Annotated in this window: 29 protein-coding genes; 21 read left to right on the top strand and 8 right to left on the bottom strand. The window is 65.5% G+C overall.

All coding sequences use genetic code 11. From position 1 onward, the window contains the following. Nucleotides 1-13: 13 nt before the first annotated feature. Complete coding sequence (gene pilG, locus LDJ84_RS02225) at nt 14-421, bottom strand: twitching motility response regulator PilG (RefSeq protein WP_015475142.1); 408 nt, start codon at nt 419-421, stop codon at nt 14-16. Between the two features lie 282 nt (nt 422-703). Between pilG and gshB the strand changes: the two genes are divergently transcribed. The 7 genes from gshB to LDJ84_RS02190 all read left to right on the top strand — a co-directional run bounded on the left by gshB (nt 704) and on the right by LDJ84_RS02190 (nt 6644). Next, complete coding sequence (gene gshB, locus LDJ84_RS02220; protein ID WP_024766238.1) at nt 704-1666, top strand: glutathione synthase; 963 nt, start codon at nt 704-706, stop codon at nt 1664-1666. 56 nt (nt 1667-1722) lie between these two features. Then, entirely contained in the window at nt 1723-2616 is an 894-nt protein-coding gene (locus LDJ84_RS02215) for an energy transducer TonB (protein ID WP_024766239.1), read from the top strand. Between the two features lie 75 nt (nt 2617-2691). After that, complete coding sequence (locus LDJ84_RS02210) at nt 2692-3261, top strand: YqgE/AlgH family protein (protein ID WP_226045845.1); 570 nt, start codon at nt 2692-2694, stop codon at nt 3259-3261. Continuing rightward, a complete protein-coding gene (gene ruvX / locus LDJ84_RS02205) occupies nt 3258-3695 on the top strand; it encodes a Holliday junction resolvase RuvX (protein ID WP_089285805.1) in 438 nt (145 codons plus the stop codon). The genes LDJ84_RS02210 and ruvX overlap by 4 nt, the downstream gene beginning before the upstream one ends. Nucleotides 3696-3813: 118 nt before the next feature. Next, on the top strand, nt 3814-4326 hold the full coding sequence (gene pyrR / locus LDJ84_RS02200) for a bifunctional pyr operon transcriptional regulator/uracil phosphoribosyltransferase PyrR (protein WP_226045844.1): 513 nt from the start codon (nt 3814-3816) through the stop codon (nt 4324-4326). A 45-nt stretch (nt 4327-4371) separates the two neighbouring features. After that, nucleotides 4372-5376, top strand: coding sequence for an aspartate carbamoyltransferase catalytic subunit (locus LDJ84_RS02195; RefSeq protein ID WP_226045843.1), 1005 nt, complete (start codon nt 4372-4374; stop codon nt 5374-5376). Then, nucleotides 5373-6644: a dihydroorotase gene (locus LDJ84_RS02190; protein WP_226045842.1), complete on the top strand. Its 1272-nt coding sequence runs from the start codon at nt 5373-5375 to the stop codon at nt 6642-6644. The genes LDJ84_RS02195 and LDJ84_RS02190 overlap by 4 nt, the downstream gene beginning before the upstream one ends. A 224-nt stretch (nt 6645-6868) precedes the next feature. On the opposite strand, the gene LDJ84_RS02185 is transcribed toward LDJ84_RS02190, so the two are convergent. The 5 genes from LDJ84_RS02185 to pilT form a co-directional block, all read right to left on the bottom strand. Then, complete coding sequence (locus tag LDJ84_RS02185) at nt 6869-8038, bottom strand: trans-sulfuration enzyme family protein (RefSeq protein ID WP_226045841.1); 1170 nt, start codon at nt 8036-8038, stop codon at nt 6869-6871. Then, entirely contained in the window at nt 8035-9408 is a 1374-nt protein-coding gene (locus tag LDJ84_RS02180; protein WP_226045840.1) for a pyridoxal-phosphate dependent enzyme, read from the bottom strand. Before LDJ84_RS02180 ends, LDJ84_RS02185 begins: the two co-directional genes overlap by 4 nt. A gap of 224 nt (nt 9409-9632) precedes the next feature. After that, a complete protein-coding gene (locus LDJ84_RS02175) occupies nt 9633-10037 on the bottom strand; it encodes an NINE protein (RefSeq protein WP_024766756.1) in 405 nt (134 codons plus the stop codon). Between the two features lie 69 nt (nt 10038-10106). Further along, the gene (pilU, locus tag LDJ84_RS02170; RefSeq protein ID WP_024766757.1) at nt 10107-11252 is read right to left on the bottom strand and encodes a type IV pilus ATPase PilU; all 1146 of its coding nucleotides are present in this window, start codon (nt 11250-11252) and stop codon (nt 10107-10109) included. Between the two features lie 104 nt (nt 11253-11356). Next, nucleotides 11357-12391, bottom strand: coding sequence for a type IV pilus twitching motility protein PilT (pilT, locus tag LDJ84_RS02165; protein WP_024766758.1), 1035 nt, complete (start codon nt 12389-12391; stop codon nt 11357-11359). 73 nt (nt 12392-12464) lie between these two features. Between pilT and LDJ84_RS02160 the strand changes: the two genes are divergently transcribed. From LDJ84_RS02160 to LDJ84_RS02095, 14 genes are all read left to right on the top strand, one after another. Further along, entirely contained in the window at nt 12465-13154 is a 690-nt protein-coding gene (locus tag LDJ84_RS02160) for a YggS family pyridoxal phosphate-dependent enzyme (RefSeq protein WP_037013506.1), read from the top strand. Between the two features lie 17 nt (nt 13155-13171). Next, nucleotides 13172-14002, top strand: a complete 831-nt coding sequence (proC, locus tag LDJ84_RS02155; protein ID WP_024766760.1) for a pyrroline-5-carboxylate reductase — start codon at nt 13172-13174, stop codon at nt 14000-14002. A 13-nt stretch (nt 14003-14015) separates the two neighbouring features. Then, the gene (locus LDJ84_RS02150; protein ID WP_024766761.1) at nt 14016-14609 is read left to right on the top strand and encodes a YggT family protein; all 594 of its coding nucleotides are present in this window, start codon (nt 14016-14018) and stop codon (nt 14607-14609) included. A 50-nt stretch (nt 14610-14659) separates the two neighbouring features. Next, nucleotides 14660-14950, top strand: a complete 291-nt coding sequence (locus LDJ84_RS02145; RefSeq protein WP_024766762.1) for a DUF167 domain-containing protein — start codon at nt 14660-14662, stop codon at nt 14948-14950. Nucleotides 14951-15068: 118 nt separating this feature from the next. Further along, entirely contained in the window at nt 15069-17036 is a 1968-nt protein-coding gene (locus LDJ84_RS02140; RefSeq protein WP_037013508.1) for a dynamin-like GTPase family protein, read from the top strand. 97 nt (nt 17037-17133) lie between these two features. Further along, entirely contained in the window at nt 17134-18273 is a 1140-nt protein-coding gene (gene metX / locus LDJ84_RS02135) for a homoserine O-succinyltransferase MetX (protein ID WP_038803496.1), read from the top strand. 10 nt (nt 18274-18283) lie between these two features. After that, nucleotides 18284-18904 (top strand): methionine biosynthesis protein MetW, encoded by a 621-nt coding sequence (gene metW, locus LDJ84_RS02130; RefSeq protein ID WP_024766763.1) that lies wholly within the window; start codon nt 18284-18286, stop codon nt 18902-18904. A gap of 34 nt (nt 18905-18938) precedes the next feature. Further along, the gene (locus LDJ84_RS02125) at nt 18939-19361 is read left to right on the top strand and encodes a DUF4426 domain-containing protein (protein ID WP_037013512.1); all 423 of its coding nucleotides are present in this window, start codon (nt 18939-18941) and stop codon (nt 19359-19361) included. Next, the gene (gene rdgB, locus LDJ84_RS02120) at nt 19358-19951 is read left to right on the top strand and encodes an RdgB/HAM1 family non-canonical purine NTP pyrophosphatase (RefSeq protein WP_037013514.1); all 594 of its coding nucleotides are present in this window, start codon (nt 19358-19360) and stop codon (nt 19949-19951) included. The genes LDJ84_RS02125 and rdgB overlap by 4 nt, the downstream gene beginning before the upstream one ends. A 54-nt stretch (nt 19952-20005) precedes the next feature. Then, nucleotides 20006-20494 carry a DUF3916 domain-containing protein gene (locus LDJ84_RS02115; RefSeq protein WP_226045839.1) on the top strand — a complete coding sequence of 163 codons (489 nt, stop codon included), beginning with the start codon at nt 20006-20008 and terminating at the stop codon, nt 20492-20494. Between the two features lie 28 nt (nt 20495-20522). Next, entirely contained in the window at nt 20523-21680 is a 1158-nt protein-coding gene (gene hemW / locus LDJ84_RS02110; protein ID WP_226045838.1) for a radical SAM family heme chaperone HemW, read from the top strand. Nucleotides 21681-21685: 5 nt separating this feature from the next. Continuing rightward, nucleotides 21686-22525 (top strand): glycosyltransferase, encoded by an 840-nt coding sequence (locus LDJ84_RS02105; RefSeq protein WP_159457346.1) that lies wholly within the window; start codon nt 21686-21688, stop codon nt 22523-22525. A 57-nt stretch (nt 22526-22582) separates the two neighbouring features. Continuing rightward, nucleotides 22583-22906, top strand: coding sequence for a DUF3392 domain-containing protein (locus LDJ84_RS02100; protein WP_017520106.1), 324 nt, complete (start codon nt 22583-22585; stop codon nt 22904-22906). 42 nt (nt 22907-22948) lie between these two features. Continuing rightward, complete coding sequence (locus LDJ84_RS02095; RefSeq protein WP_017520105.1) at nt 22949-23203, top strand: hypothetical protein; 255 nt, start codon at nt 22949-22951, stop codon at nt 23201-23203. A gap of 174 nt (nt 23204-23377) precedes the next feature. Here the strand turns inward: LDJ84_RS02095 and LDJ84_RS02090 are convergent, their stop codons facing one another. Further along, entirely contained in the window at nt 23378-24724 is a 1347-nt protein-coding gene (locus LDJ84_RS02090) for a DUF1329 domain-containing protein (protein ID WP_024766767.1), read from the bottom strand. 171 nt (nt 24725-24895) lie between these two features. Continuing rightward, a complete protein-coding gene (trmB, locus tag LDJ84_RS02085; RefSeq protein ID WP_217284487.1) occupies nt 24896-25567 on the bottom strand; it encodes a tRNA (guanosine(46)-N7)-methyltransferase TrmB in 672 nt (223 codons plus the stop codon). Between the last annotated feature and the right edge of the window lie 81 nt (nt 25568-25648).

The raw sequence follows: 25648 nt of genomic DNA, 5'->3' as shown, positions 1-25648 counted from the left end.
CTCGCGCCGGACTTCAGGAAGCGTGCTCCACCGGGGTGAAGTCGGGCACATGGGTCTTGATCGCGCCGAGCAGTTCTTCCTTGCTGAAGGGCTTGGTGAGGTACTGATCGGAACCGACGATGCGACCCTTGGCCTTGTCGAACAGGCCGTCCTTGGAGGACAGCATGATCACCGGCGTGGATTTGAAGGCACTATTGTTCTTGATCAGGGCGCAGGTCTGATAGCCATCCAGGCGCGGCATCATGATGTCGACGAAGATGATGCTGGGATGGGTATCGGCGATCTTGGCCAGCGCGTCGAAGCCGTCGATGGCTGTAATGACATCGCAGCCAACCTTCTTCAGCAGGGTTTCAGCCGTGCGACGAATCGTCTTGGAATCGTCGATCACCATTACTTTCAAACCGTCGGAATGCTGTTCCATGTTCGCCCTTACCATCTTCGGTGAGTCGTTTTTCCGCTTTTTATTTCAGTGCGCAAGCGCCCTGCCACCGTCGGGCTGCGACCCAATCGTGGGAACCTTTTACCACAATCGTCAGAATCTTTACCACGCCCAGCAAATTCAGGCCATAAGACCCGGAACACGCAGGCTTTTTCCTTGACCGAGCGCACATCCAGCGCCACCCTGAGCGTCCATTTTCAGCCTTTTCGGCGCGGCTCTGCGTCGCAGCCCCAAGCCCAACAGACTCCCCCAGGAGGACATCCCATGAGCGTACGCCTCGGGATCGTGATGGACCCCATCGCGCAGATCAGTTTCAAGAAGGACAGCTCGCTGGCCATGCTGCTGGCAGCCCAGGCCCGTGGTTGGCAGCTGTTCTATATGGAACAGCAGGATCTTTACCAGAAAGAGAACGTCGCCCGCGGTCGCATGCGCCCGCTCAAGGTGTTCTACGATCCGGCCCACTGGTTCGAACTGGAAGAGGAAGTCGACCAGCCGCTGTCGGAACTGGACGTGATCCTGATGCGCAAGGACCCGCCCTTCGACAACGAGTTCGTCTACTCCACCTACCTGCTGGAACAGGCCGAAGCCGCCGGCACGCTCATCGTCAACAAGCCGCAGAGCCTGCGTGATTGCAACGAGAAGTACTTTGCCACGCTCTTCCCGCAGTGTGCGCCACCGACAGTGGTGAGCCGCCGGTCCGATATTCTGCGCGAGTTCGCGGCGGAGCATCGTGACATCATTCTCAAACCCCTGGATGGCATGGGTGGATCGATGATCTTCCGCCACCGCGAAGGCGACCCGAACCTCTCGGTGATCCTCGAGACCCTGACTCGCCACGGCCAGGAGCAGGTCATGGCGCAACGCTATTTGCCGGCCATCAAGGATGGCGACAAGCGCATCCTGATGATCGACGGCGAGCCGGTGGAGTACTGCCTGGCGCGCATCCCGGCGCAGGGCGAGACCCGCGGCAACCTTGCCGCCGGTGGCCGTGGCGTGGCCCAGCCGCTGACCGAGCGCGACCGCTGGATCGCCGCCCAGGTCGGCCCGGAGCTGCGCAAACGCGGCCTGCTGTTCGTCGGTTTGGACGTCATCGGCGAGAACCTCACCGAGATCAACGTCACCAGCCCGACCTGCATCCGCGAGATCGATGCGGCCTACGACACGCGCATCGGTGAGAGACTGATGGCAGTCATCGACGAAAAGCTCAAGGCGCGCAGTGCGTCATAGACTTTTATAAGCCTCGTCGGCAGACTTCCGCCCCACCCTGGCCTACGCGACCCGCAATGAACGCTGCAACCCACCAAGACTTCCCCGTGTCCTCCGGCGTCCGTCCGGCGGACCGGCTGGGTTTCACCCTGTTCGTTGCGGCCATCCTGCACGTGGCCGTGCTGCTGGGCGTGGGCTTCACCATGCCCATGCCCAGCCAGCTGAGCAAGACGCTGGAAATCACCCTGGCCAGCTTCAAGAGCGACAAGGCGCCGGAGAAAGCCGACTACCTTGCCCAGATGAACCAGCAGGGCAGCGGTACCCTGGAACACAAGGCGGTCCCCAAGACCACCGAGCAGGCGCCGTTCCAGGACACCGAAGTCAAGAAGGTCGCCCCGCCGGCCACTCCGCGCCAGGCCAAAAGCCCGGAAGCGCCCAAGGCCGCCGTCGCCACCCGCACCCCGCGCCCGGACAAGGTGCAGACCAAACAGCAGACGCCCAAGGCCGAGACCGTCGCCAAGCCGGCGCCGCAGTTCGACTCCAGCCAGCTCTCGGCGGAAATCTCCAGCCTCGAAGCCGACCTTGCCCGCGAGCAGCAGGCCTACGCCAAGCGCCCGCGCATCCACCGCCTGAGCGCCGCCTCGACCATGCGCGACAAGGGCGCCTGGTATAAAGAGGAATGGCGCAAGAAGATCGAGCGCATCGGCAACCTCAACTACCCGGACGAAGCCCGCCGCCAGCGCATCTACGGCAGCCTGCGCCTGCTGGTGTCGATCAACCGCGACGGCTCCCTGTATGAAGTCCAGGTGCTCGAGTCCTCCGGCCAGCCCACCCTGGACCAGGCCGCCCAGCGCATCGTGCGCCTGGCCGCACCCTTCGCGCCCTTCTCCGGCGACCTGAACGACATCGACCGCCTGGAAATCATCCGTACCTGGCGCTTCGAGCGCGGCGATCGCCTGTCCAGCAACTGATCCGACGCCCCCGCCGACCTCTGCCGGCGCTTTCAAGTCTTGTCCCTTTGGCCCCCAGGCCTGAAACTAGCCGGCATGAAAAGCACAGGCGCCAGCTACCTCAAGCACCATTTCCTCATCGCCATGCCGCACATGGCGGACTCCAACTTCGCCCAGACGGTCACCTACCTCGTGGAACACAACGAGCAGGGCGCCATGGGCCTGGTCATCAATCGCCCCAGCGGCCTGAACCTCGCCGATGTGCTCGAACAGCTGCGCCCGGACGAATTGCCGCCGGTACGCTGCCAGGGCATGACCATCTACAGCGGCGGGCCGGTGCAGACCGACCGCGGCTTCGTCCTGCACCCCGCCGGACGCAGCTACCAGGCCACCCTGGAGCTGGGCGAGCTGTCGCTGTCCACTTCCCAGGACGTGCTGTTCGCCATCGCCGACGGCAGCGGCCCGGCCCAGCACCTGATCACCCTCGGTTACGCGGGCTGGGAAGCCGGCCAGCTGGAAGCCGAACTGGCCGACAACGCCTGGCTGACCTGCCCGGCCGACCCTGCGGTGCTCTTCGAGGTGCCGGCCGAACAGCGCCTGTCGGCGGCCGCCGAGCGCCTGGGGATCAACCTCAGCCTGCTCACCGCCCAGGCCGGGCACGCCTGATGAGCAGCAAACCCCTGCGCCTGCTCCTGGGCTTCGACTACGGCACCAAGCAGATCGGCGTCGCCGTCGGCCAGGCCATCACCGGCCAGGCCCGCGAGCTCTGCGTGCTCAAGGCACAGAACGGCGTGCCGGACTGGAACCGCGTGGAAGCCCTGATCAAGGAATGGCAACCCGACGCCATCGTCGTCGGCCTGCCGCTGAACATGGATGGCACCCCCAGCGAGATGAGCGAACGCGCCGAAAAGTTCGCCCGCCGCCTGAACGGCCGCTACAACCTGCCGGTGCACACCCATGACGAACGCCTGACCACTTACGCCGCCAAGGGCGAACGCCTGGCCCAGGGCCAGACGGGCGGCTACCGCGAGCGCCCGGTGGACGCCCTGGCCGCCGCCCTGCTGCTGGAGGGCTGGCTGGCGGAGAACACCCCTGCTTGACCTGCGGCAGAGCCCCTTGGGCCAAAGCCGCTAAGCTTGCCGGACCACTCCTTCCCGGAACGGTCCGCCCCGATGGCCGCCCGTGCCGGGTGGCCTCGCCAACCGAACCGGAGACGTCATGACCCTGCCCAGCCCCGCCGAACTCATCCCCCGCATGGCCACCGACCTGCGCAACTACCTCGCGCAGCGCGGCATCGACTCGCCACGCTTCGTCGGCATCCACACCGGCGGCATCTGGGTCGCCCAGGAACTGCTCAAGGCACTGGGCAGCGACGAGATCCTCGGCATCCTCGACGTCTCCTTCTACCGCGACGACTTCACCCGCAGCGGCCTGCACCCGCAGGTCCGTCCGTCGGAACTGCCCTTCGAGATCGACGGCCAGCACCTGATCCTGGTGGACGACGTGCTGATGAGCGGCCGGACCATCCGCGCCGCGCTGAACGAGCTGTTCGACTACGGCCGCCCGGCCAGCGTGACCCTGGTCACCCTGGTGGATCTGAACAAGCGCGAACTGCCGATTCGCCCGGATGTCGTCGGCGAAACCCTGTCATTGGCACCCAACGAGCGGGTAAAATTGCGCGGTCCCGCACCACTCGTCCTCGAGCGCACGCTTCTCAGCCCCGCGCTGTAACCCCGCGCGCCCGGACCTCCACCCCCAACTTTCAGGGCCTGCCACATGCCGACCGACGCCAAGCGCCCGCTGCAGCTCAACGACCTGGGCCAGCTGCGCCACTTCCTCTCGCTCGACGGGTTGTCCCGCGAACTGCTGACTGAAATCCTCGATACCGCCGACTCCTTCCTCGAAGTCGGCGCCCGTGCAGTGAAGAAGGTCCCGCTGCTGCGCGGCAAGACCGTGTGCAACGTGTTCTTCGAGAATTCCACGCGCACCCGCACCACCTTCGAACTGGCCGCCCAGCGCCTGTCCGCCGACGTCATCTCGCTGAACGTGTCGACCTCATCGACCAGCAAGGGCGAGACGCTCACCGACACCCTGCGCAACCTCGAGGCCATGGCCGCCGACATGTTCGTCGTGCGCCACAGCGACTCGGGCGCCGCACATTTCATCGCCGAGCACGTCAGCCCCAACGTCGCCGTGATCAACGGTGGCGACGGCCGCCACGGCCACCCGACCCAGGGCATGCTCGACATGCTCACCATCCGCCGCCACAAGGGAGACTTCGAGAACCTCTCGGTGGCCATCGTCGGTGACATCCTGCACTCGCGGGTGGCGCGCTCCGACATGCTGGCGCTGAAGACCCTCGGCTGCCCGGACATCCGTGTGATCGCCCCGCGCACCCTGCTGCCGGTGGGCCTGGAAGAGCAGTACGGGGTGAAGGTCTTCAACAACGCCGACGAAGGCCTGAAGGACGTCGACGTGGTGATCATGCTGCGCCTGCAGCGCGAGCGCATGGCCGGCGGCCTGCTGCCCAGCGAAGGCGAGTTCTTCAAACTCTACGGCCTGACCCAGAAGCGCCTGAAGCTGGCCAAGCCCGATGCCATCGTCATGCACCCCGGCCCGATCAACCGCGGCGTGGAGATCGACTCCGCCGTGGCCGACGGTGAACAGTCGGTGATCCTCAACCAGGTCACCTACGGCATCGCCATCCGCATGGCCGTGCTGTCCATGGCCATGAGCGGCCAGAACGCCCAACGCCAGCTGGAACAGGAGGACGCGCAATGACCGTCAGTATTCGTGGCGCCCACCTGATCGACCCGGCCAGCGGCCTGGACAAGGTCTGCGACCTGCACATCGAGGCCGGCCGCATCATCGCCATCGGCGACGCCCCCGAAGGCTTCCACGCCGCCCAGGAAATCGACGCCGCCGGCCTGATCGCCGCGCCCGGCCTGGTAGACCTGAGCGTCGCCCTGCGCGAGCCGGGCTACAGCCGCAAGGGCAGCATCGAAAGCGAAACCCGCGCCGCCGCCGCCGGGGGCGTCACCAGCCTGTGCTTCCCGCCGCAGACCAAGCCGGTGCTGGACACTTCCGCCGTCGCCGAGCTGATCCTCGACCGCGCCCGCGAAGCCGGCAACGCCAAGGTCTTCCCCATCGGCGCACTGACCAAAGGCCTCGCCGGCGAGCAGTTGTCCGAACTGGTCGCGCTGCGCGATGCCGGCTGCGTGGCCTTCACCAACGGCCTGGCGCCGATGGCGAGCAACCGCGTGCTGCTGCGCTCGCTGGAGTACGCGGCGACCTTCGACCTCACCGTGATCTTCACCTCCCAGGACCACGACCTGGCCGAAGGCGGCATCGCCCACGAAGGCCCGACCGCCAGCTTCCGCGGCCTGGCCGGCATCCCGGAAACCGCCGAGACCGTGGCCCTGGCGCGCAACCTGCTGCTGGTCGAACAGTCCGGCGTGCGTGCGCACTTCAGCCAGCTGACCAGCGCCCGCGGCGTCGAGCTGATCGCCCAGGCCCAGGCCCGCGGCCTGCCGGTGACCGCCGACGTAGCGCTGTACCAGTTGATCCTGACCGACGAAGCACTGGCGGACTTCTCCAGCCTCTACCACGTGCAGCCGCCGCTGCGCTCGCAGAAGGACCGCGAAGCCCTGCGCGAAGCGGTGAAGAGCGGCGTGATCCAGGCCATCGCCAGCCACCACCAGCCCCACGAGGCAGACGCGAAGAACGCCCCGTTCGCCGCCACCGATCCGGGCATCAGCAGCGTCGAACTGCTACTGCCGCTGGCGATGACCCTGGTGCAGGACGGCCTGCTCGACCTGCCGACCCTGCTCGCACGCCTGTCGTCCGGCCCGGCTGCCGCCCTGCGCCTGCCGGCCGGCAAGCTGGCGATCGGCGCGGCCGCCGACGTGGTGCTGTTCGAAGCCGACGGCCAGACCCTGGCGGGCGAGACCTGGCACTCCCGTGGCCAGAACTGCCCGTTCCTCGGCCACTGCCTGCCGGGCGTGGTGCGCTGCACCCTGGTGGACGGGCATATCGTCCACGCGGTCTGACGCCTCACCGCATCATGAAAAAGCCCGCCGATTGGCGGGCTTTTTCATGATGCAACAGTCCGCCATGAGCAGAGAAGCAGCTCCCTCTCCCTTCAGGGAGAGGGTAGAACTGCCATACAGCTCAATCGCTGACCTGGGCCCCCTCCCTAGCCCTCCCCCTGAAGGGAGAGGGGACAGTTCGGCGCGGATAGGGATTCACAGGCAGCCGGATATCTCAGAAAGGATTAGATCATTGCCAGCGCCTTGGCGAGGTCAGTACGCAGGTCTTCCACGTCTTCCACACCCACCGATAGCCGGATCAGCGAATCACCGATCCCCAGCGCCGCGCGGTTCTCCGGCGGGATGCTGGCGTGGGTCATGATCGCCGGGTGCTCGATCAGGCTTTCCACGCCGCCCAGGCTTTCTGCCAGGGCGAACAGCTGGACGTTCTCCAGGAAGCGCCGCGAGCCGGCCAGGTCGGTGTCCAGGTCCAGCGAGATCATCCCGCCAAAGCCCTTCATCTGCGTGCGCGCCAGCTCGTGCTGCGGATGCGACGGCAGGCCGGGGTAGTAGACGCGCTTCACCTGGGGCTGCTGTTCCAGCCACCTCGCCAGGTCGAGGGCATTGGCGCAGTGCCGCTCCATGCGCAGGGCCAGGGTCTTCACCCCGCGCAGGGTGAGGAAGGCGTCGAACGGCCCGGCGATGGCGCCCACCGAGTTCTGCAGGAAGCCCACCCGCTCGGCTAGGTCGGGGTTGTCGCCGACGATGGCGATGCCGCCGATGACGTCCGAATGGCCATTGAGGTACTTGGTGGTGGAGTGCACCACGATGTCAAAGCCCAGCTCCAGCGGCCGCTGGATCCACGGGCTGGCAAAGGTGTTGTCGGCCACGCAGAGGATGCCGCGCTCGCGGCAGGTGCGGGCGATGGCGGCCAGGTCGGTCAGGCGCAGCAGCGGGTTGCTCGGGGTTTCCACCCAGACCATGCGCGTCTTGTCGGTGATTGCCGCCTCCAGCGCGCCGGGCTGGGACAGGTCGGCGAAGTGGAAATCGTGCCCGGCGCTGCGCCGCCGTACCCGCTCGAACAGGCGGAAAGTGCCGCCATAGAGGTCGTTGCCGGAGACGATGTGCGAGCCGGCGTCGAGCAACTCCAGCACCGCCGAGATGGCCGCCAGACCCGAGGCGAAGGCGAACGCCTTGCTGCCCCCTTCCAGGTCCGCCACGCAGCGCTCCAGCGCCCAGCGCGTGGGGTTGTGCGAGCGGCCATAGTCGAGGCCCTTGTGCACGCCGGGGCTGTCCTGGCGGTAGGTGGAGTTGGCGTAGATCGGCGGCATGATCGCCCCGGTGGAAGGGTCCGGCTCCTGCCCGGCGTGGATCACGCGGGTGGCGAAACCGAGGCGGTCGTCGTGCTGGCTCATGGGAGGGTTCTCCGTAGATGGTTGAGCAGGTCGAATCGGGTGATCAGGCCGTGGAAACCCGAGGCGTCGGCGATGATCGCCACCAGCCCGCGTGCCAGCACGGCTTCGAGCTCCTTGAGGCTGGCGCCGGGCGCGAGGGTTTCCGGGGCGGTGCTCATGGCGCTGGCGACATCGCTGCGGAAATGCGCCGGGTCGTCATGCACACCCAGCAGGATGTCGGACTCGTCGATGACACCGACCAGCCGCTGGCCGTCGAGCACGGGGAGCTGTGAGATATCCGCCAGGCGCATGCGCTGGAAGGCGGTAAGCAGGGTGTCGCCCGGGCCGACGGCGACCACCCTGCCCTCCTCGAAGCGCCGCGCGACGATGTCGCGCAGGTCGCCGTAGCGCTTGCGCTGCAACAGGCCCTGGTCGGTCATCCACTGGTCGTTGTAGACCTTCGACAGGTAACGCGTGCCGGTGTCGCAGACCAGGCTGACCACGCGCTTGGGTTCCTTCTGCTCGCGGCAGAAGCGCAGCGCGGCGGCCAGCAGGGTGCCAGTGGACGAACCGGCGGCAATACCCTCATTGCGCAGCAGCTCGCGGGCAGTGCTGAAGCTTTCCTCGTCGCTGATGGAGTAGGCGTGGCGCACGCTGGAGAGGTCGGCGATCGAAGGCACGAAGTCTTCGCCTATGCCTTCCACCGCCCAGGAACCGGGCGTGCCGATGGCCCCGGAGCGCGAGTACTCGGCCATGATCGAGCCCACCGGGTCGGCCAGGACCATTTCCAGTTCCGGCTGGACCTTCTGGAAGAAGCGCGTGAGGCCGGTCAGGGTGCCGGCGGAGCCGACGCCGACCACCACAGCGTCGAGGTCATGGCCGGTCTGTGCCCATATTTCAGGGCCGGTGCCGGTCTCGTGGGCCAGCGGGTTGGCGGGGTTGTTGAACTGGTCGGCGAAGAAGGCGTTCGGCAGGTCTTTCGCCAGGCGCGCGGCAACGTCCTGGTAGTACTCGGGGTGGCCCTTGCCGACGTCGGAGCGAGTGATGTGCACCTCGGCGCCCATGGCGCGCAGGTGCAGGACCTTCTCGGTGGACATCTTGTCCGGCACCACCAGCACTACCCGGTAGCCCTTGGCGCGGCCCACCAGTGCCAGGCCCAGGCCGGTGTTGCCGGCGGTGGCTTCGACTATCACGCCACCGGGCTTGAGCCGGCCATCGCGTTCGGCGGCCTCGATCATGGCGACGCCGATGCGGTCCTTGATGGAACCGCCGGGATTCTGCGATTCGAGCTTGAGGAACAGGGTGCAGGGTCCGGTATCGAAGCGCGTGACGCGGACCATGGGGGTGTTGCCGATCAGATCGAGTACGGCGGGGCGGGATTCGTTGCTCATGGCAGCCACTCCTTCTGGGCGCCACGGGGATCGCCCGGCAGCGCCTGCTACTGTCCTCCTGACCTTAGGCGGATGGCAAAGCTCGCGCCAGGCGGCGCGACGAAAGAGAGCGGCATTGGCTTTTCGTAGGAGCGGGGGGGAACGCCCAGTCCTTGCTCGCGAACATCCCGAGCGCCGAGGCTGGGGCGGTTCGCGGGCAAGCTCGCTCCTACATAAAAGAAGGATCAGATGCGCTGCGGCCCGTTGCGCTCGGAAATCTGGCTGTTCAGCGTCCAGAAGTCGTACAGCACGCCGACCAGGAACAGGCCGCCGGTGAACAGGTAGATGATCCCGGTGATCCACTTGCCCATGTACATGCGGTGCACGCCGAACACGCCGAGGAAGGTCAGCAGGATCCAGGCGACGTTGTAGTCGATGCCGCCAGCGCGGTAGCGCTGGTCCGCCGCATCATCCATGGAGGGGATGAGGAACAGGTCGATGATCCAGCCGATGAAGAACAGGCCGAGGGTGAAGAACCAGATGGTGCCGGTGATCGGCCGGCCATAGTAGAAGCGGTGCGAGCCGGTGAAGCCGAAAATCCACAGCAGATAGCCGATGACCTTGCTGTGAGTATCAGGGTTGGCGGACATGCCTTTCTCCCGTTGCGTTGCGTGGCAGCCAGAATAAACGAAAAGCCCGCACTAGGCGGGCTCTTCAGGTCAGCGGAAGCGGCGATTGGGATCGTCGTCGCTCATCTCCAGGGTCAGGCCCTGGGTCATGGTGGTCAGGTGGTCGGCATCGGTTTCCGATCCCAGCTTGATCATCAGGCGCAGGTCGTTCGCCGAGTCGGCGTAGGCCAGCGCATCTTCGTAGGTGATCTCGCCCTGGGTATAGAGCTGGTACAGCGCCTGGTCGAAGGTCTGCATGCCCTGCTCGGTGGAGCGCTTCATCAGCGGCTTGAGTTCGTGGACCTCGCCCTTGCGGATCAGGTCGGCGGCCAGCGGGGTGTTCAGCAGCACCTCGATCACCGCGCGACGGCCCTTGCCGTCCGGGGTCGGCACCAGTTGCTGGGCGACGATGGCCTTGAGGTTGAGCGACAGGTCCATCCACACCTGGCCATGACGGTCAGCGGGGAAGAAGTGGATGATCCGCTCCAGCGCCTGGTTGGCGTTGTTGGCGTGCAGGGTCGCCAGGCACAGGTGGCCGGTTTCGGCGAAAGCCACGGCGTGGTCCATGGTCTCGCGCGAGCGCACCTCGCCGATCATGATCACGTCCGGCGCCTGGCGCAGGGTGTTCTTCAGGGCGACTTCGAAGGTATCGGTATCCAGGCCCACTTCGCGCTGGGTGACGATGCAGCCCTGGTGCTGGTGGATGTACTCGATGGGATCTTCGATGGAGATGATGTGGCCGGTGGAGTTCTTGTTGCGGTAGCCGATCATGGCCGCCAGCGAGGTCGACTTGCCGGTACCGGTGGCGCCGACGAAGATCACCAGGCCGCGCTTGGTCATCGCCAGCTTCTTGAGGATTTCCGGCAGTTTCAGGTCATCGATGGTCGGGATGTTGGTCTCGATGCGACGCAGCACCATGCCCACCAGGTTGCGCTGGTAGAAGGCGCTGACGCGGAAACGGCCGACGCCGCGGGCGCTGATGGCGAAGTTGCACTCGTGGTTCTCGGCGAAGTCGCGACGCTGCTGCTCGTTCATCACCGACAGCACGGTTTCGCGGGTCTGCTCCGGCGACAGCGCGGTCTTGGTCACCGGCAACACCTTGCCGTTGACCTTCATCGACGGTGGTACGCCCGCTGTGATGAACAGGTCGGAGGCTCCCTTTTCCACCATCAGGCGCAACAGCTTCTCGAATTCCATGATCTTTCTCGCCAGGTTCACGCTGACTACGACGGGGCTGTCGGATCACGAAGCGGGTGCGTGTGGCGCGCTCCGTGCGCCGGGCCGGGAACGGCCCGGTGGGATTAGAAGTTTTCCGGGATCTTGGCTTTTTCTTTCGCCGAATCGCGGGTGACCAGGCCCTTGGCGACCAGGCCTTTCAGGCACATGTCCAGGGTCTGCATGCCGAGCGCGCCGCCGGTCTGGATGGCGGAGTACATCTGCGCGACCTTGTCCTCACGGATCAGGTTACGGATCGCCGGGGTGCCGATCATGATCTCGTGGGCCGCGACACGGCCGCCACCGATCTTCTTCAGCAGGGTCTGGGAGATCACCGCCTGCAGGGATTCGGAGAGCATGGAGCGGACCATGGACTTCTCCTCGGCGGGGAACACGTCGACGATACGGTCGATGGTCTTGGCCGCGGAGGTGGTGTGCAGGGTGCCGAAGACCAGGTGGCCGGTTTCCGCCGCGGTCAGCGCCAGGCGGATGGTCTCCAGGTCACGCATCTCGCCCACCAGGATGATGTCCGGGTCCTCACGCAGGGCCGAGCGCAGTGCCTCGTTGAAGCCCAGGGTGTCGCGGTGCACCTCACGCTGGTTGACCAGGCACTTCTTCGACTCGTGGACGAATTCGATCGGGTCTTCGACAGTGAGAATATGGCTGTACTTGGTGTTGTTCAGGTAGTCGAGCATCGCCGCCAGCGAGGTGGACTTGCCCGAACCGGTCGGGCCGGTGACCAGCACCAGGCCGCGCGGCACGTCTGAAACACGTTTGAACACTTCTCCCATTCCCAGGTCCTCCATCGTGAGTACCTTGGAGGGAATGGTCCGGAACACGGCGCCGGCGCCGCGGTTCTGGTTGAAGGCGTTGACCCGGAAGCGCGCCACGCCCGGCACTTCGAAGGAAAAGTCGGTTTCCAGGAACTCTTCGTAATCCTTGCGCTGCTTGTCGTTCATGATGTCGTAGATCAGCGCGTGAACCTGCTTGTGCTCGAGCGGCGGCAGGTTGATGCGGCGCACATCGCCGTCGACGCGGATCATCGGCGGCAGGCCGGCCGAGAGGTGCAGGTCCGAAGCGCCCTGCTTGGCGCTGAAGGCGAGCAGCTCGGTAATATCCATGGGACTCCCCAATCAAGAGCAAGCAGGTAGAATGCCGCAGAACTCGCAGCAGCCGGGCGGAAAAGCGACGGTAATGTCCACGATAGCAGAGAATATTGCAAAGGTTCGCGTACGAATCCGTGAGGCGGAACAAGCGAAAAATCGCACGCCTGGCTCGGTGCAGTTGCTCGCCGTGAGCAAGACCAAACCCGCCGCCGCCATCCGCGAAGCGTATGCCGAAGGCCTGGCCGATTTCGGCGAAAACTACCTGCAGGAAGCGCTGCTCAAGCAGGTCGAGCTGGCCGACCTGCCGCTGACCTGGCACTTCATCGGCCCTATCCAGTCGAACAAGACCCGGCCCATCGCCGAGCACTTCCACTGGGTGCATTCGGTGGACCGCCTGAAGATCGCCCAGCGCCTTTCCGAACAGCGCCCGGCGAACCTGCCGCCGCTGAACGTGCTGCTGCAGGTGAATGTCAGCGGCGAAGACAGCAAATCCGGCTGTTCCCCCGAAGAACTGCCTGCCCTTGCCCAGGCAATTTCGCAACTGCCCCACTTGAAACTGCGCGGTCTGATGGCCATACCTGAGCCAACCGAAGACGTTGCCGCACAGCACGCTGCATTTGCCCGCCTGCGCGAGCTGATGCACGCCCTGAACCTCGGCCTGGACACCCTGTCCATGGGCATGAGCCACGACCTCGAAGCCGCCATCGGCGAAGGCGCCACCTGGGTACGGATCGGTACCGCCCTGTTCGGCGCCCGCGACTACGGCGCCTCGCACTGAATAAAGGAAGAGACGTAATGAGCACCCGCATTGCCTTCATCGGCGCCGGCAACATGGCCGCCAGTCTCATCGGCGGCCTGCGCGCCAAGGGCGTCGAAGCCAGCCGCATCCGTGCCAGCGACCCGGGTGCCGAGCAGCGCGCGAAGATCGCTGCCGAGCACGGCATCGACGTGGTCGGCGACAACGCCAGCGCCGTGGCCGGCGCCGACGTGGTGGTCCTGGCGGTCAAACCGCAGGTCATGAAGGACGTCTGCCTGGCGCTGGCGCCGTCCCTGTCCGATAGCGCACTGATCGTCTCCATCGCCGCCGGCATCCCCTGCGCCAGCCTCGAACGCTGGCTGGGCGCCGTGAACGGCCAGCCGCGCGCCATCGTCCGCTGCATGCCCAACACCCCGGCCCTGGTCGGCCTGGGCGCCAGCGGCCTGTACCCCAATTCGAGCGTCAGTGCCACCCAGCGCGAGCAGGCGCAGCAACTGCTGAGCGCCGTGGGCATCGCCCTGTGGCTGGACGAGGAGCGGCAGATCGACGCGGTCACCGCCGTCTCCGGCAGCGGCCCGGCCTACTTCTTCCTGCTGATGGAAGCCATGACCGCCGCCGGCGAGAAGCTCGGCCTGTCCCGCGAAGTCGCCGGCCAGCTGGCCCGCCAGACCGCCCTGGGCGCCGCGCAGATGGCCACCACCAGCGATGTCGATCCCGCCGAACTGCGCCGCCGCGTGACCTCGCCCAAGGGCACTACCGAAGCGGCCATCACCACTTTCCAGGCCAACGGTTTCGAGGCGCTGGTGGAGAAGGCGGTAGGCGCCGCCGACCACCGTTCCGCCGAGCTGGCCGAACAACTGGGTCAATGACGAGGAGCCCTCAATGACCGGAATTTCCACCGCTGCCATTTACGTCATCCAGACGCTGGGCAGCCTGTACCTGCTGATCGTCCTGCTGCGCTTCATCCTGCAACTGGTCCGCGCCGACTTCTACAACCCGCTCAGCCAGTTCATCGTGCGCGCCACCAAGCCGCTGCTGAACCCGCTGCGCCGCGTCATCCCCGGCTTCGGCGGTATCGACTTCGCCTCGCTGGTACTGGCCATCCTGGTCCAGCTGCTGCTGATGGTCATCACCCTGACCCTGATGGGCTATGGCGTCGGCGGCTACATCCTGCAGCTGCTGGTGTGGTCGATCATCGCGGTGACCTCGCTGTTCCTGAAGATCTTCTTCTTTGCCCTGATCATCAGCGTGATTCTCTCCTGGGTCGCCCCGGGCAGCTACAACCCCGGCGCCCAGCTGGTGAACCAGATCTGCGAACCGTTCCTGGCGCCCTTCCGCAAGCTCCTGCCGAACCTCGGCGGCCTGGATATCTCGCCGATCTTCGCCTTCATCGCGCTGAAGCTGATCGACATGCTGGTGATCGGCAACCTGGCCGCGATGACCGGGATGCCGCAGATCCTCAGCCCCTTCATGTAACTGACCAGGGAGCTCGCCCGCGCGGCGAGCTCCGACAGTCCGCAAGACGAATGAGCTTCTATTTCTGGGACGGCGAGGACCTGATCCTCGACTGCCACCTGCAACCCAAGGCGAGCCGCGACGAGTTCGCCGGGCTGCACGGCGAACGCCTGAAGATCCGCCTGACCGCGCCGCCGGTGGAAGGCAAGGCCAATGCCCATCTGCTGGCATTCCTCGGCAAGGCCTTCGGCGTGCCGAAAAGCGCGGTGAAGCTGGAAAGCGGCGAACTGAATCGCCAGAAGCGCGTGCGTATTCCCCGCCCGACGAAATTTCCGGCAGAACTCGGGATAGCCGCTCGGTAACCTTGGCCGACCTTACGTGTAGGAATGTGCTGTAGGCCAATTGCTATTCCTACACTCCGTCGCATAATCCACGCCATCCATTCCCCGCGCAGGACGCGCCAGCCCAAGGAACGCCCGGATGAGCATGGAACGTCTCAGTCAGCAGATCGATGCCTATGTCACCTGGAAGCGCGAGCTGGTCCGTGAGATCACCCGCTATCGCAGCTGGCTGGAGCGCGCCCGGCTGAATACCCCGGAAATCGAGAACCGCCTCGAACGCACCCTGCGCCTGCTGCGCGTCGACCACATCACCCTGGCCTTCGTCGGCGAGTACTCGCGCGGCAAGACCGAGCTGATCAACAGCCTGTTCTTCGCCGGATTCGGCCGCCGCATGCTGCCATCCCAGGCCGGCCGCACCACCATGTGCCCGACCGAGCTATTCTTCGACCCGCGCTCGGAGCGTCCCTACATCCGCCTGCTGCCCATCGAGACCCGCGTCGCCGATGCCAGCGTCGCGCAGTTCAAGCGTATCCCGCGGCACTGGGTGAACATCCCGCTGGATACCTCGGACCCGGCGAACATGGCCGAGGCCTTCGCCCAGGTCGCCAAGACCAAGCCGCTGCCGGTGGAGCAGGCGATCCAGCTGGGCTTCCACCCGGACATGCTCGAAGCCACGGACAAGCCCGGCATCGTCCTGGTGCCGGCGTGGCGCCATGCGCTGGTCAACTTCGACCACCCGCTGCTGCGCCAGGGCCTGCGCATTCTCGACACGCCCGGCCTGAACGCCCTGGGCAGCGAGCCGGAACTGACCCTGTCGATGCTGCCCAGCGCACAATCGATCCTCTTCCTGCTGGCGGCCGATACCGGCGTGACCGCCTCCGACATGGCCATCTGGCGGGACCACGTGCGCCAGCTCGGCGAGGACGGCCACACCAGCCTCTACGCGGTGCTGAACAAGATCGACGTGCTCTGGGACGACCTGGCCGGCGAAGTCTTCGTGCAGAACGCCATCCACCATATCCAGGACGCCACCGCGCGCCAGCTGGGCATCGCCCGCGAAGACGTGCTGCCGCTGTCGGCCAAGCAGGCGCTGCTGGCCAAGGTGCGCGGCGACCGCGACCTGCTCGTGCGCAGCCAGATGGAATCCCTGGAGGAGCTGCTCTGCGAGCGCATCGTCGCGCAGAAGGAGCGCCTGCTGGAGGACGCCGTGGTCGGCCAGGTACTGGCGCTGGTCAACAACAGCCAGCACAGCCTGCGCGTGCGCCTGGACAAGGTGAAGGAGCAGCAGGCGCTGCTCAACGACCAGCAACAGGACAGCGGCCAGCTGCTGTTCGAGCTGACTGCGCGGACCAAGGACGACCACAACCTGCACCACAAGCGCCTGCTCAGCCTGAAGACCAACCAGCGGCTGCTGCGCCACCAGGGCGAACAGCTGCGCGACGCGGTGCGTCCGGAAAGGCTCGAGCAGCATCTGAAGAAGGTCCACGAGAAGCTGCGCGGCAGCTGGACCACGGTCGGCATCCACCAGGCCATCCTGCAGTTCTTCCGCACCGTGGAGACCGACCTGGTCGGCCTGATGCACGAGGCGGAGACGGCCAACCGCATGGTCGCGGCCATCTACCAGCGGCATAACCAGGAAAACCCGCTCAACGCCCTGGATGCCCCGCAACTCCGCGTCCAGCGCTACCTGCGCGATCTCGCCAAGCTGCAGGAGAAAGCCGACCGCTTCCGCCTGCACCTCAAGACCCTGCTCACCGAGCAGCGCCTGCTGACCCGGCGCTTCTTCGCCACCGTCGCCCAGGAAGTCATCGGCCTGCACCAGCGCCTGCGCGAAGAGGCCGAGCAATGGGCCGCCGACGCCCTGATGCCGCTGATGCAGTACAGCCTGGAACACAAGCAGATGCTGGAAACCCACATGCTGCGCCTCAAGGCCCTGGCCCAGGAAACCCAGCAGGCGCGTCAGCGCTCGCTGCTGCTGGGGCGCTATACCGAGGAGTTGGAGCAGCAACTGGTCGAGGCCACCGACATTCTTCGCCAGCTGCGCCGCCCGGCTCCGCTGCAGCGCCAGGCCAAGGTCGTCACCCTGCCCACCTCCCAGCGCGCCTGAAACCCGCGCCACACCCGCGCGATGCCCGCTCCCGGCGCTTGCCGCAGGGTGCGGTGCTCTTTAGACTGGCCGTCCTTTTTATGCATGAGCTGGGTCGATGCCAACAGTCTTCCCCGAAGATTCCGTCGGTCTGGTCACCCCCCAGACACTGCAGTTCAATGAACCGCTGCCCCTGGCCTGCGGCAAGACGCTGCCCGAATACCAACTGGTGATCGAGACCTACGGCGAGCTGAACGCCACGGCGAGCAACGCCGTGCTGATCTGCCACGCGCTCTCCGGCCATCACCACGCCGCCGGCTACCACAGCGAGGACGAGCGCAAGCCAGGCTGGTGGGACAGCTGCATCGGCCCGGGCAAGCCCATCGACACCCGCAAGTTCTTCGTCGTCGCGCTGAACAACCTCGGCGGCTGCAACGGCTCCACCGGGCCAACCAGCCTCAACCCCGCCACCGGCAGGACCTACGGCGCGGACTTCCCGGTCGTCACCGTGGAAGACTGGGTGCACAGCCAGGCCCGACTGGCCGATCGCCTCGGCATCCAGAGCTGGGCCGCCATCGTCGGCGGGAGCCTGGGCGGCATGCAGGCGCTGCAGTGGACCATCAGCTATCCCGAGCGCGTGCGCCACTGCCTGTGCATCGCCAGTGCGCCGAAGCTGTCGGCGCAGAACATCGCCTTCAACGAAGTGGCGCGCCAGGCGATCCTCTCGGACCCGGAGTTCTTCGGCGGCCACTTCCAGGAACACGACGTGATACCCAAGCGCGGCCTGCGCCTGGCGCGGATGGTCGGCCACATCACCTACCTCTCCGATGACGCCATGGGCGCCAAGTTCGGCCGCGACATGAAATCGGAGAAGCTCAACTACGACCTGCACAGCGTCGAGTTCCAGGTGGAAAGCTACCTGCGCTACCAGGGCGAGGAGTTCTCCACCCGCTTCGACGCCAATACCTACCTGCTGATGACCAAGGCGCTGGACTACTTCGACCCGGCCGCCGCCTACGGCGACGACCTGGCGCGTACCCTCGCCGGGGTGAAAGCGGACTTCTGCCTGATGTCCTTCACCACCGACTGGCGCTTCTCCCCGGCCCGCTCGCGGGAGATCGTCGACGCCCTGCTGGCGGCGAAGAAGAACGTCAGCTACCTGGAAATCGACGCCCCGCAAGGCCATGACGCCTTCCTGATGCCGATTCCGCGCTACCTGCAAGCTTTCAGCGGTTACATGCACCGCATCAGCGTATAAAAGGACACCCATGCGCGCCGACCTGGAAATCATCCAAGACTGGATCCCCGCCGGCAGCCGCGTGCTCGACCTGGGCTGCGGCGACGGCGAGCTGCTCGCCTGGCTGCGCGACCACAAGCAGGTGGGCGGCTACGGCCTGGAGATCGACCCCGACAAGATCGCCAAATGCATCGAACGTGGCGTCAACGTCATTGAACAGGACCTCGACAAGGGACTGGGCAACTTTGCCAGCAACAGTTTCGACGTGGTCGTGATGACCCAGTCGCTGCAGGCCCTGCGCTACCCGGACAAGGTGCTGGCGGAGATGCTGCGCGTGGGCAGAACCTGCATCATCACCTTCCCCAACTTCGGCCACTGGCGCTGCCGCTGGTACCTCGCGCGCAATGGCCGCATGCCGGTGTCGGACTTCCTTCCGTACACTTGGTACAACACGCCGAACATCCACTTCTGCACCTTCCGCGATTTCGAGGCGCTCTGCCACGAGCAACACGCAAGGGTGCTGGACCGTCTGGCGGTGGACCACGAGCACCAGCATGGCTGGGCCTCGCGAATCTGGCCTAATCTGTTGGGTGAGATCGGCATCTACCGGATCAGCGGCGCTGGCGTGCAAGACCACCGCATCGCCGTCTGATCGCGGCTATCTGATAGAGCCCGGGAGAAACATCATGCGCCGCCTGCTTACCTTCCTCGCCTGCCTGGTCCTCGCCGTCCCCGCCTTCGCCGAACAGGTGAAGCGCCTGGGTGACCTGCAGGTGCACTACAGCGTGTTCAACTCCAGCTTCCTCCAGCCCAACGTCGCGCAAGCCGTGGGCGTGGTGCGCAGCAAGGCCCAGGGCGTGATCAACATCGTGCCGCTGGACGCCAGCGGCAAACCGGCCAACGCCACCGTCGCCGGCTCCGCCAAGAACCTGATGGGCCAGACCATTCCCCTGACCTTCAAGCGCGTGGTCGAGGAAGGCGCCGTGTACAACCTGGCACAGTTCCCCATCGAAGGCCGCGAGACCCTGACCTTCTCCATCCAGGTCCAGTCCGGAAGCGAAGCGCCGCAAAGCTTCGACTTCATGCAGGAAATCTTCCCCGACGAATGATCAAGCTCGAACAACTGGTGCTGGCCAGTCACAACGCCGGCAAGCTCAAGGAACTCCAGGCCATGCTCGGAGCCCACGTGAAGGTGCGTTCCATCGGCGAGTTCAGCGACGTGGAGCCGGAAGAGACCGGCCTGTCCTTCGTCGAGAACGCCATCCTCAAGGCCCGCAATGCCGCGCGCATCTCCGGCCTGCCGGCGCTGGCCGACGACTCCGGCCTGGCGGTGGACTTCCTCGGCGGAGCGCCGGGCATCTATTCCGCCCGCTACGCCGACGGTAAGGGTGACGCGGCGAACAACGCCAAGCTGCTCGATGCCATGAAGGACGTGCCGGACGAGGCGCGTGGCGCCCAGTTCGTCAGCGTGCTGGCCCTGGTCCGCCACGCTGACGACCCGCTGCCGATCCTCTGCGAGGGCCTCTGGCACGGCAGCATCCTGCGCGAAGCCCGCGGCGAGCACGGCTTCGGCTACGACCCGCTGTTCTGGGTGCCGGAAGCCAACTGCTCCAGCGCCGAACTGCCGCCCGAGCAGAAGAACCAGCTCAGCCACCGCGCCCGCGCCATGGCCTTGCTGAAGCAACGGCTGGGACTCTAGTTGGGGAGGCGCCTAATCTTCAGCGAGAAAAAACTTCGCGGAGTGACGCGCCGCTTGCGCGCCCTTAAAAAGTGGTCCGATAGCTTCCAAGGCCATTTCCCGGCAGACATACCGCCCTCCGAGCGTTATTGGAACTGGAAGATTCCAGTTGCATGCAGCCTTGTGCAGGGTCGCTATACAACGCCGGAAATTCAGGCTCAGTGTGCGCAAGCCCTGATCGACGCCTGCCAACATCTGATACACAGCAAGCCCGAGCTCGCAAAGGATTGGCGAGTCACTGCCGTCATTTGCATTCCGGACTTTTTCACCAGCGAAGTTTGCATCTACAAGGAGGAAGGTTATTTCCTCAGCCATACGCGAGAAAGCGACGGTCCAGATAGCACATGCCGCCACTTGACCTCCAGCCTCGCCGAAGAGTGGAAGCTTCAGTTGGTATCAGGAAGTTCCGAACTCGGCGTTTACATTGACTACGCAGATCCCGACCAGCCCGATGGACGCTTCATCTGCCAGCGCTGGTACTTTGGCGAAGTCATGCCACGATAGTCTCCCCCAAAGATTCAAGCCATTCACCGTGCCCAACGATTCAGTCTTTCAACTTCCCGTGCTGTCCGCGTACGTCCACATCCCCTGGTGCGTGCGCAAATGCCCCTATTGCGACTTCAATTCCCACGCTGCCGGGCCGGAGCTGCCGGAAGACGCCTACGTCGAGGCGCTGCTGGCTGACCTGGCCGCCGACCGCGGGTACGTCCACGGCCGCAAGTTGACCTCGATCTTCTTCGGCGGCGGCACGCCCAGCCTGTTTTCCGCCAAGGCGCTGGGCCGCATCCTCGAAGGGCTGGAAAGGCAGGTCGGTTTCGAAAGCGATATCGAGATCACCCTGGAAGCCAACCCGGGCACCTTCGAGCAGGCCAAGTTCGCCGACTACCGCCAGCTGGGGATCAATCGGCTGTCCATCGGCATCCAGAGCTTCCAGGCCGAAAAGCTCAAGGCGCTGGGTCGCATCCATGACGGCGACGAAGCCGTGCGCGCGGCCGAGATGGCCCGCCGCGCCGGCTTCGACAACTTCAATCTGGACCTGATGCACGGCCTGCCGGAGCAGAGCGTCGCCGACGCGCTGAGCGACCTGCAGCAGGCCATTGCCCTCGCGCCGACGCACCTGTCCTGGTACCAGCTGACCATGGAGCCGAACACGGTGTTCTGGAGCCAGCCGCCGGAGCTGCCCGAGGACGACCAGCTGTGGGAAATCCAGGAGGCCGGCCAGGCGCTGCTCGCCCAGGCGGGCTACCTGCAGTACGAAACCTCCGCCTATGCCCGTGACGGCAAGCGCGCGCGGCACAACCTGAACTACTGGACCTTCGGCGATTTCCTCGGCATCGGCGCCGGCGCCCACGCCAAGCTGAGCACCCCGGCAGGGCGCATCCTGCGCACCTGGAAGACCCGCCTGCCGAAGGACTACCTGAATCCGGAGAAGCCCTTCCAGGCCGGCGAACGCGACCTGGAAGCGGATGACCTGCCCTTCGAGTTCATGATGAACGCCCTGCGCCTGACCGAAGGTGTACCGGCGGCAACCTTCGCCGAGCGCACTGGCCTGCCGCTGGCCGCCATCGAGGAAGCCTGCCGGCAGGCGCGCAAGGACGGCCTATTGCTGGACGATCCGAACCGGCTGGCCCCCACCGAACGTGGCCAGCTGTTCCTCAACGACCTGCTGCAGCGCTTCTTGCCCGAATGATGCCGATGACGAAGATGCGGGCGACCATCGTTCTGGTGATCTACAAGCAATCCCTGGCCGACTCCGAGAGCTTTCGCAGCCTGCAGGACAACCTGGCGTGGCTGGCCAACCAGGACGTCGAGCTGATCCTCCACGACAACAGCCCGGCCCCCCAGCCATGGCCGTCGTTGGGTGAGGGCCTTGCAGTTCGCTACCACCACGATGCCAGCAACCCGGGGCTTGCCACCGCCTATAACCTCGCGCTGCACTCGGCCTGCGAACGCGGCAGCGACTGGCTGCTGCTTCTGGATCAGGATACCCGCCTGGAGGCGAACTACTTTGCCGAGCTGACGCAAGCGACAACGGACCTGGATGCCTCCTGCGTCTGCCTGGTGCCACGGGTCAGCGATGGGCAGCGGCAGATCTCCCCCATGGACTGCAGCAAGGTCAGGGCCCAGGCGTACAACCGCTCCGGCAGCACCAGCGATCCGATCACGGCGATCAATTCCGGCGCCTGCTGGCGAGTTTCCTGGCTGGCCGCCTCTGGCGGATTCAATCCGGAGTTCCCCCTGGATTATCTGGATCACTGGGCTTTCCACCATGCGAGAAACCAGGGCCGGCAGCTCTACGTAATGGCCAGCGAAGTCCACCAGAACCTCTCGATCAGCGAGCGCAACCGGGTGTCCAGGTCGCGCTACGAGAGCATCTACGAGTCGGAGTACCGCTACTACAGCCGTTATCATACCGACCTTTTCCCCAGCTACCGGCGACACTTGCCGCTTCGCCTGATCAAGCAGTTGCTGCTGTTCCGCGACAAGGCGATTGCCCTGACGACCTTGAGGCTCATGCTGCGCAAGCCCGACTGACCCAAGGCGGCGCACTCAAGTACACTCCCCCGCGACACTCGATCCCAAGGAGCCCCAATGGACTTCGCGCTCGACCTGATTGCCAACGTCTCCCGCTGGTGCCGCGGCCACCTGTCCGACATCGCCCTGGCGATCATGGCCACCGTACTGGTGCTGTTCGGCCCGGCGATCAACGCCTGGGTACAGCAGCGCATCGGCAGCCTGAACTTCGTCTTCCGCACCCTGCTGTTCGTACTGATCTGCGCCGTGGGCTACGGCCTGGCGATGGTCTTCGTCACCCCGTGGCTGGCCAAGGGTCTGGGTTATTTCAACAACTACACCCTGGCGCCCGTGCTGCTGCTAGTGTTCTTCGTGATTGGCATGATCGCCGACCGCAGCTGACCTGCGGGCCTCCGGCGGTTGGCCACCACTGCCGGAGGACACATGAAGCCGATCAAGCATCTCTACCTGCACTTCTCCGATGGCCAGCGCCTGGCGCTGCGCTTCCCGCAACAGAGCGACGACCCCGCCGAAGTGGCGCGCGGCATCCGCAAGCAGATGGAGTCGCCGGTCATCAGCATCGAGGTGGACGGCGACCTGCTGATCATCCCGCGCACCAGCATCAAGTACCTGCAGATCAGCCCGGCGCCCATGCGCATGCCGGAGACCACGGTGCTGGGCGCCGAACTGATCGAATAACGCACACCCCGGTATCGGTGGAGGCTTTTGCAGAACCGAGGTGGGCGCCTAGCCCTTGCTCGCGAACGCTCTGTCCTGGCGCACCGGCGCCGTGGCGGCTCGCGAGCAAGCTCGCTCCTACAGGTCCATTTGCGCAGATAGACAAAGGCCGCCTCGCGGCGGCCTCTGCTGGACTCAGTTACCCTCGCGGCGCAACGCCTGCGGGGTGAAGTCGCGCGGCCCGAGCGGGACCTTGAAGTCGTACATCGGCTCGTTGTTGTCCAGGCCGTCGACGAAATAGCGCTTGCCTTCGAAGTCGTACAGCGCCTCCAGGGTGCTGAGCACCATGGGCACGTCGTAGTAGTTGATCGGGTGCACTTCCTGGGCGCGGATCAGCTTGCCGTCGGCGTTGTAGATGTCCGAGGCGAGGATCTGCCAGCTGTCCTCATCCAGGTAGAAGCGGCGCTTGGCGAACGGATGGCCCATACCCTTGCGCAGGGTCGCCTCGACCACCCAGACGCGGTGCGGCTCGTAGCGGAGCAGCTCGGGGTTGAGGGTCTTGGTCTTGAGGATGTCGGCGTAGGGAATGCCCTTCTGATGCACGGCATAGCTGTTGTATGGCACCAGCATCTCGCGCTTGCCCAGCAGTTGCCACTCGTAGTGATCCGGCGCGCCGTTGTAGACGTCCACGGTGTCGGCAGTAGCCAGGCCGTTGGTGTCCGGCTGCAGGGTGTCGTAGGCCAGGCTCGGCAGGCGGCGCACGCGGCGCTCGCCGCTGTTGAAGCGCCAGGCCTTGCGGATCGACAGCACCTGGTCGATGGTCTCCTGCACCACCAGCGCGGAACCCGCCAGCTTGGCCGGGGCGACGATGTTGTACTTGTAGTAGAACAGCGTGTTGTTCAGGTCCTGCGGGGTCATGCCCTCGCGGCCGTAGTTGAAGTACACGTAGCGGTCGAGCTTGAGCAGGTTGTAGCTGCCGCTGGCGAGCACGGCGGCCTGATTGGTCACCATGTGAATCTGCTCGCCGCGGTAGCGCATGATGTGGTTCCAGATCGCTTCCAGGCCGGTCTTCGGCATCGGGAACGGCACACCGGCGGCGGCGCCCTGCACACCGTTGCCGTCGGCGATCAGCTCGGCGTTCTCGGCGTTGAAGCGGGTGGCGTCATAGATGCGCTGGGGCAAGGATGCGCTGCGGCGGCTGGGGAAGACCCGCAGGTAGTAGTCCGGGTTCTCCTGCAGCAGCGCCTGGGTGCCGGGCGTGAGCAGCGCCTGGTACTGCGCCAGGTTCTTGCTGTCGATCTTGTACTGCACGGCGTCGCCAGCGTACGGATCGAGGTGATGGCCGCCGGGCTGGTAGCCCGCCGGCGCGGTGGTGATGCCGCCGGTCCAGGCGGGGATGGTGCCACTGGCGTTGCCGGCCATTTCCGCGCCCATCGGCGTCAGGTCGCGGCCCAGTCGAGCTGCCTCGGTGGCATCGACTTTCGCCTGCGCCGGCAGGGCCCACGCCCCTGCCATCAGCAGTACAGCAAGTTTCTTCAACACAGCAGACTCCTTTGCGACGGACTCCTGTCCGTCACTCTTATTTTCGTCCGCGGCGGATGCCGCTTTTTATTCAGGAGGTGAGGATGGCCTTTTTCGGCCTGCCGGGTGGTCCCGGTCTAGAAGGTGCTTTTCGCGTGAAAAAGGCCTGCTGGGCAGGCCTTTTCGGGCGGATCAGTCGACGCGCTCGAACTTCAGGTCCCAGACGCCATGGCCGAGTCGCTCCCCGCGACGTTCGAACTTGGTGACCGGGCGCTCTTCCGGGCGCGGCACGTAGGTATTATCGGCCGAAAGGTTGCGGTAGCCGGGTGCGGCATTCATCACTTCCAGCATGTGCTCGGCGTATTGTTCCCAGTCGGTGGCCATGTGCAGCACGCCGCCGACCTTCAGCTTCTGCCGCACCAGCTCAGCCCAGGCCGGCTGCACGATGCGACGCTTGTGGTGGCGCGACTTGTGCCACGGGTCCGGGAAGAACAGCAGCAGGCGATCGAGGCTGGCATCGGCAACGCAGTCGCGCAGCACCTCGATGGCGTCGCAGCTGTAGACGCGGATATTGGTCAGGTCCTGGGTCAGCATGCCGTTGAGCAGCGCACCGACGCCCGGCCGGTGCACTTCCACGCCGATGAAATCCTGCTCCGGCGCGGCAGCGGCCATCTCCAGGGTAGCGTGGCCCATGCCGAAGCCGATCTCGAAGGTGCGCGGCGCCTGGCGCCCGAACACTTCATCGAAGTCCCGCGCACCGTCGGCCAGCTCCAGGCCGAACTTCGGCCAGCCCTGGTCGAGGCCACGCTGCTGGCCCTCGGTCATGCGGCCGGCACGCATCACGAAGCTCTTGATGGCGCGCATCGGCCGGTTGTCGGCGTCGGGCTGGTTCTCGGGCTGATTTTCGGGAATGTCACTCATGACTCGGACCTTGCGGGTAAATGC

The organism is Pseudomonas sp. HS-18 (assembly GCF_020401845.1).
Classification (GTDB): domain Bacteria; phylum Pseudomonadota; class Gammaproteobacteria; order Pseudomonadales; family Pseudomonadaceae; genus Pseudomonas; species Pseudomonas nitroreducens.
Note: the sequence above shows the minus strand (reverse complement) of the source record. Positions and strands in the feature narration are given on the sequence as shown.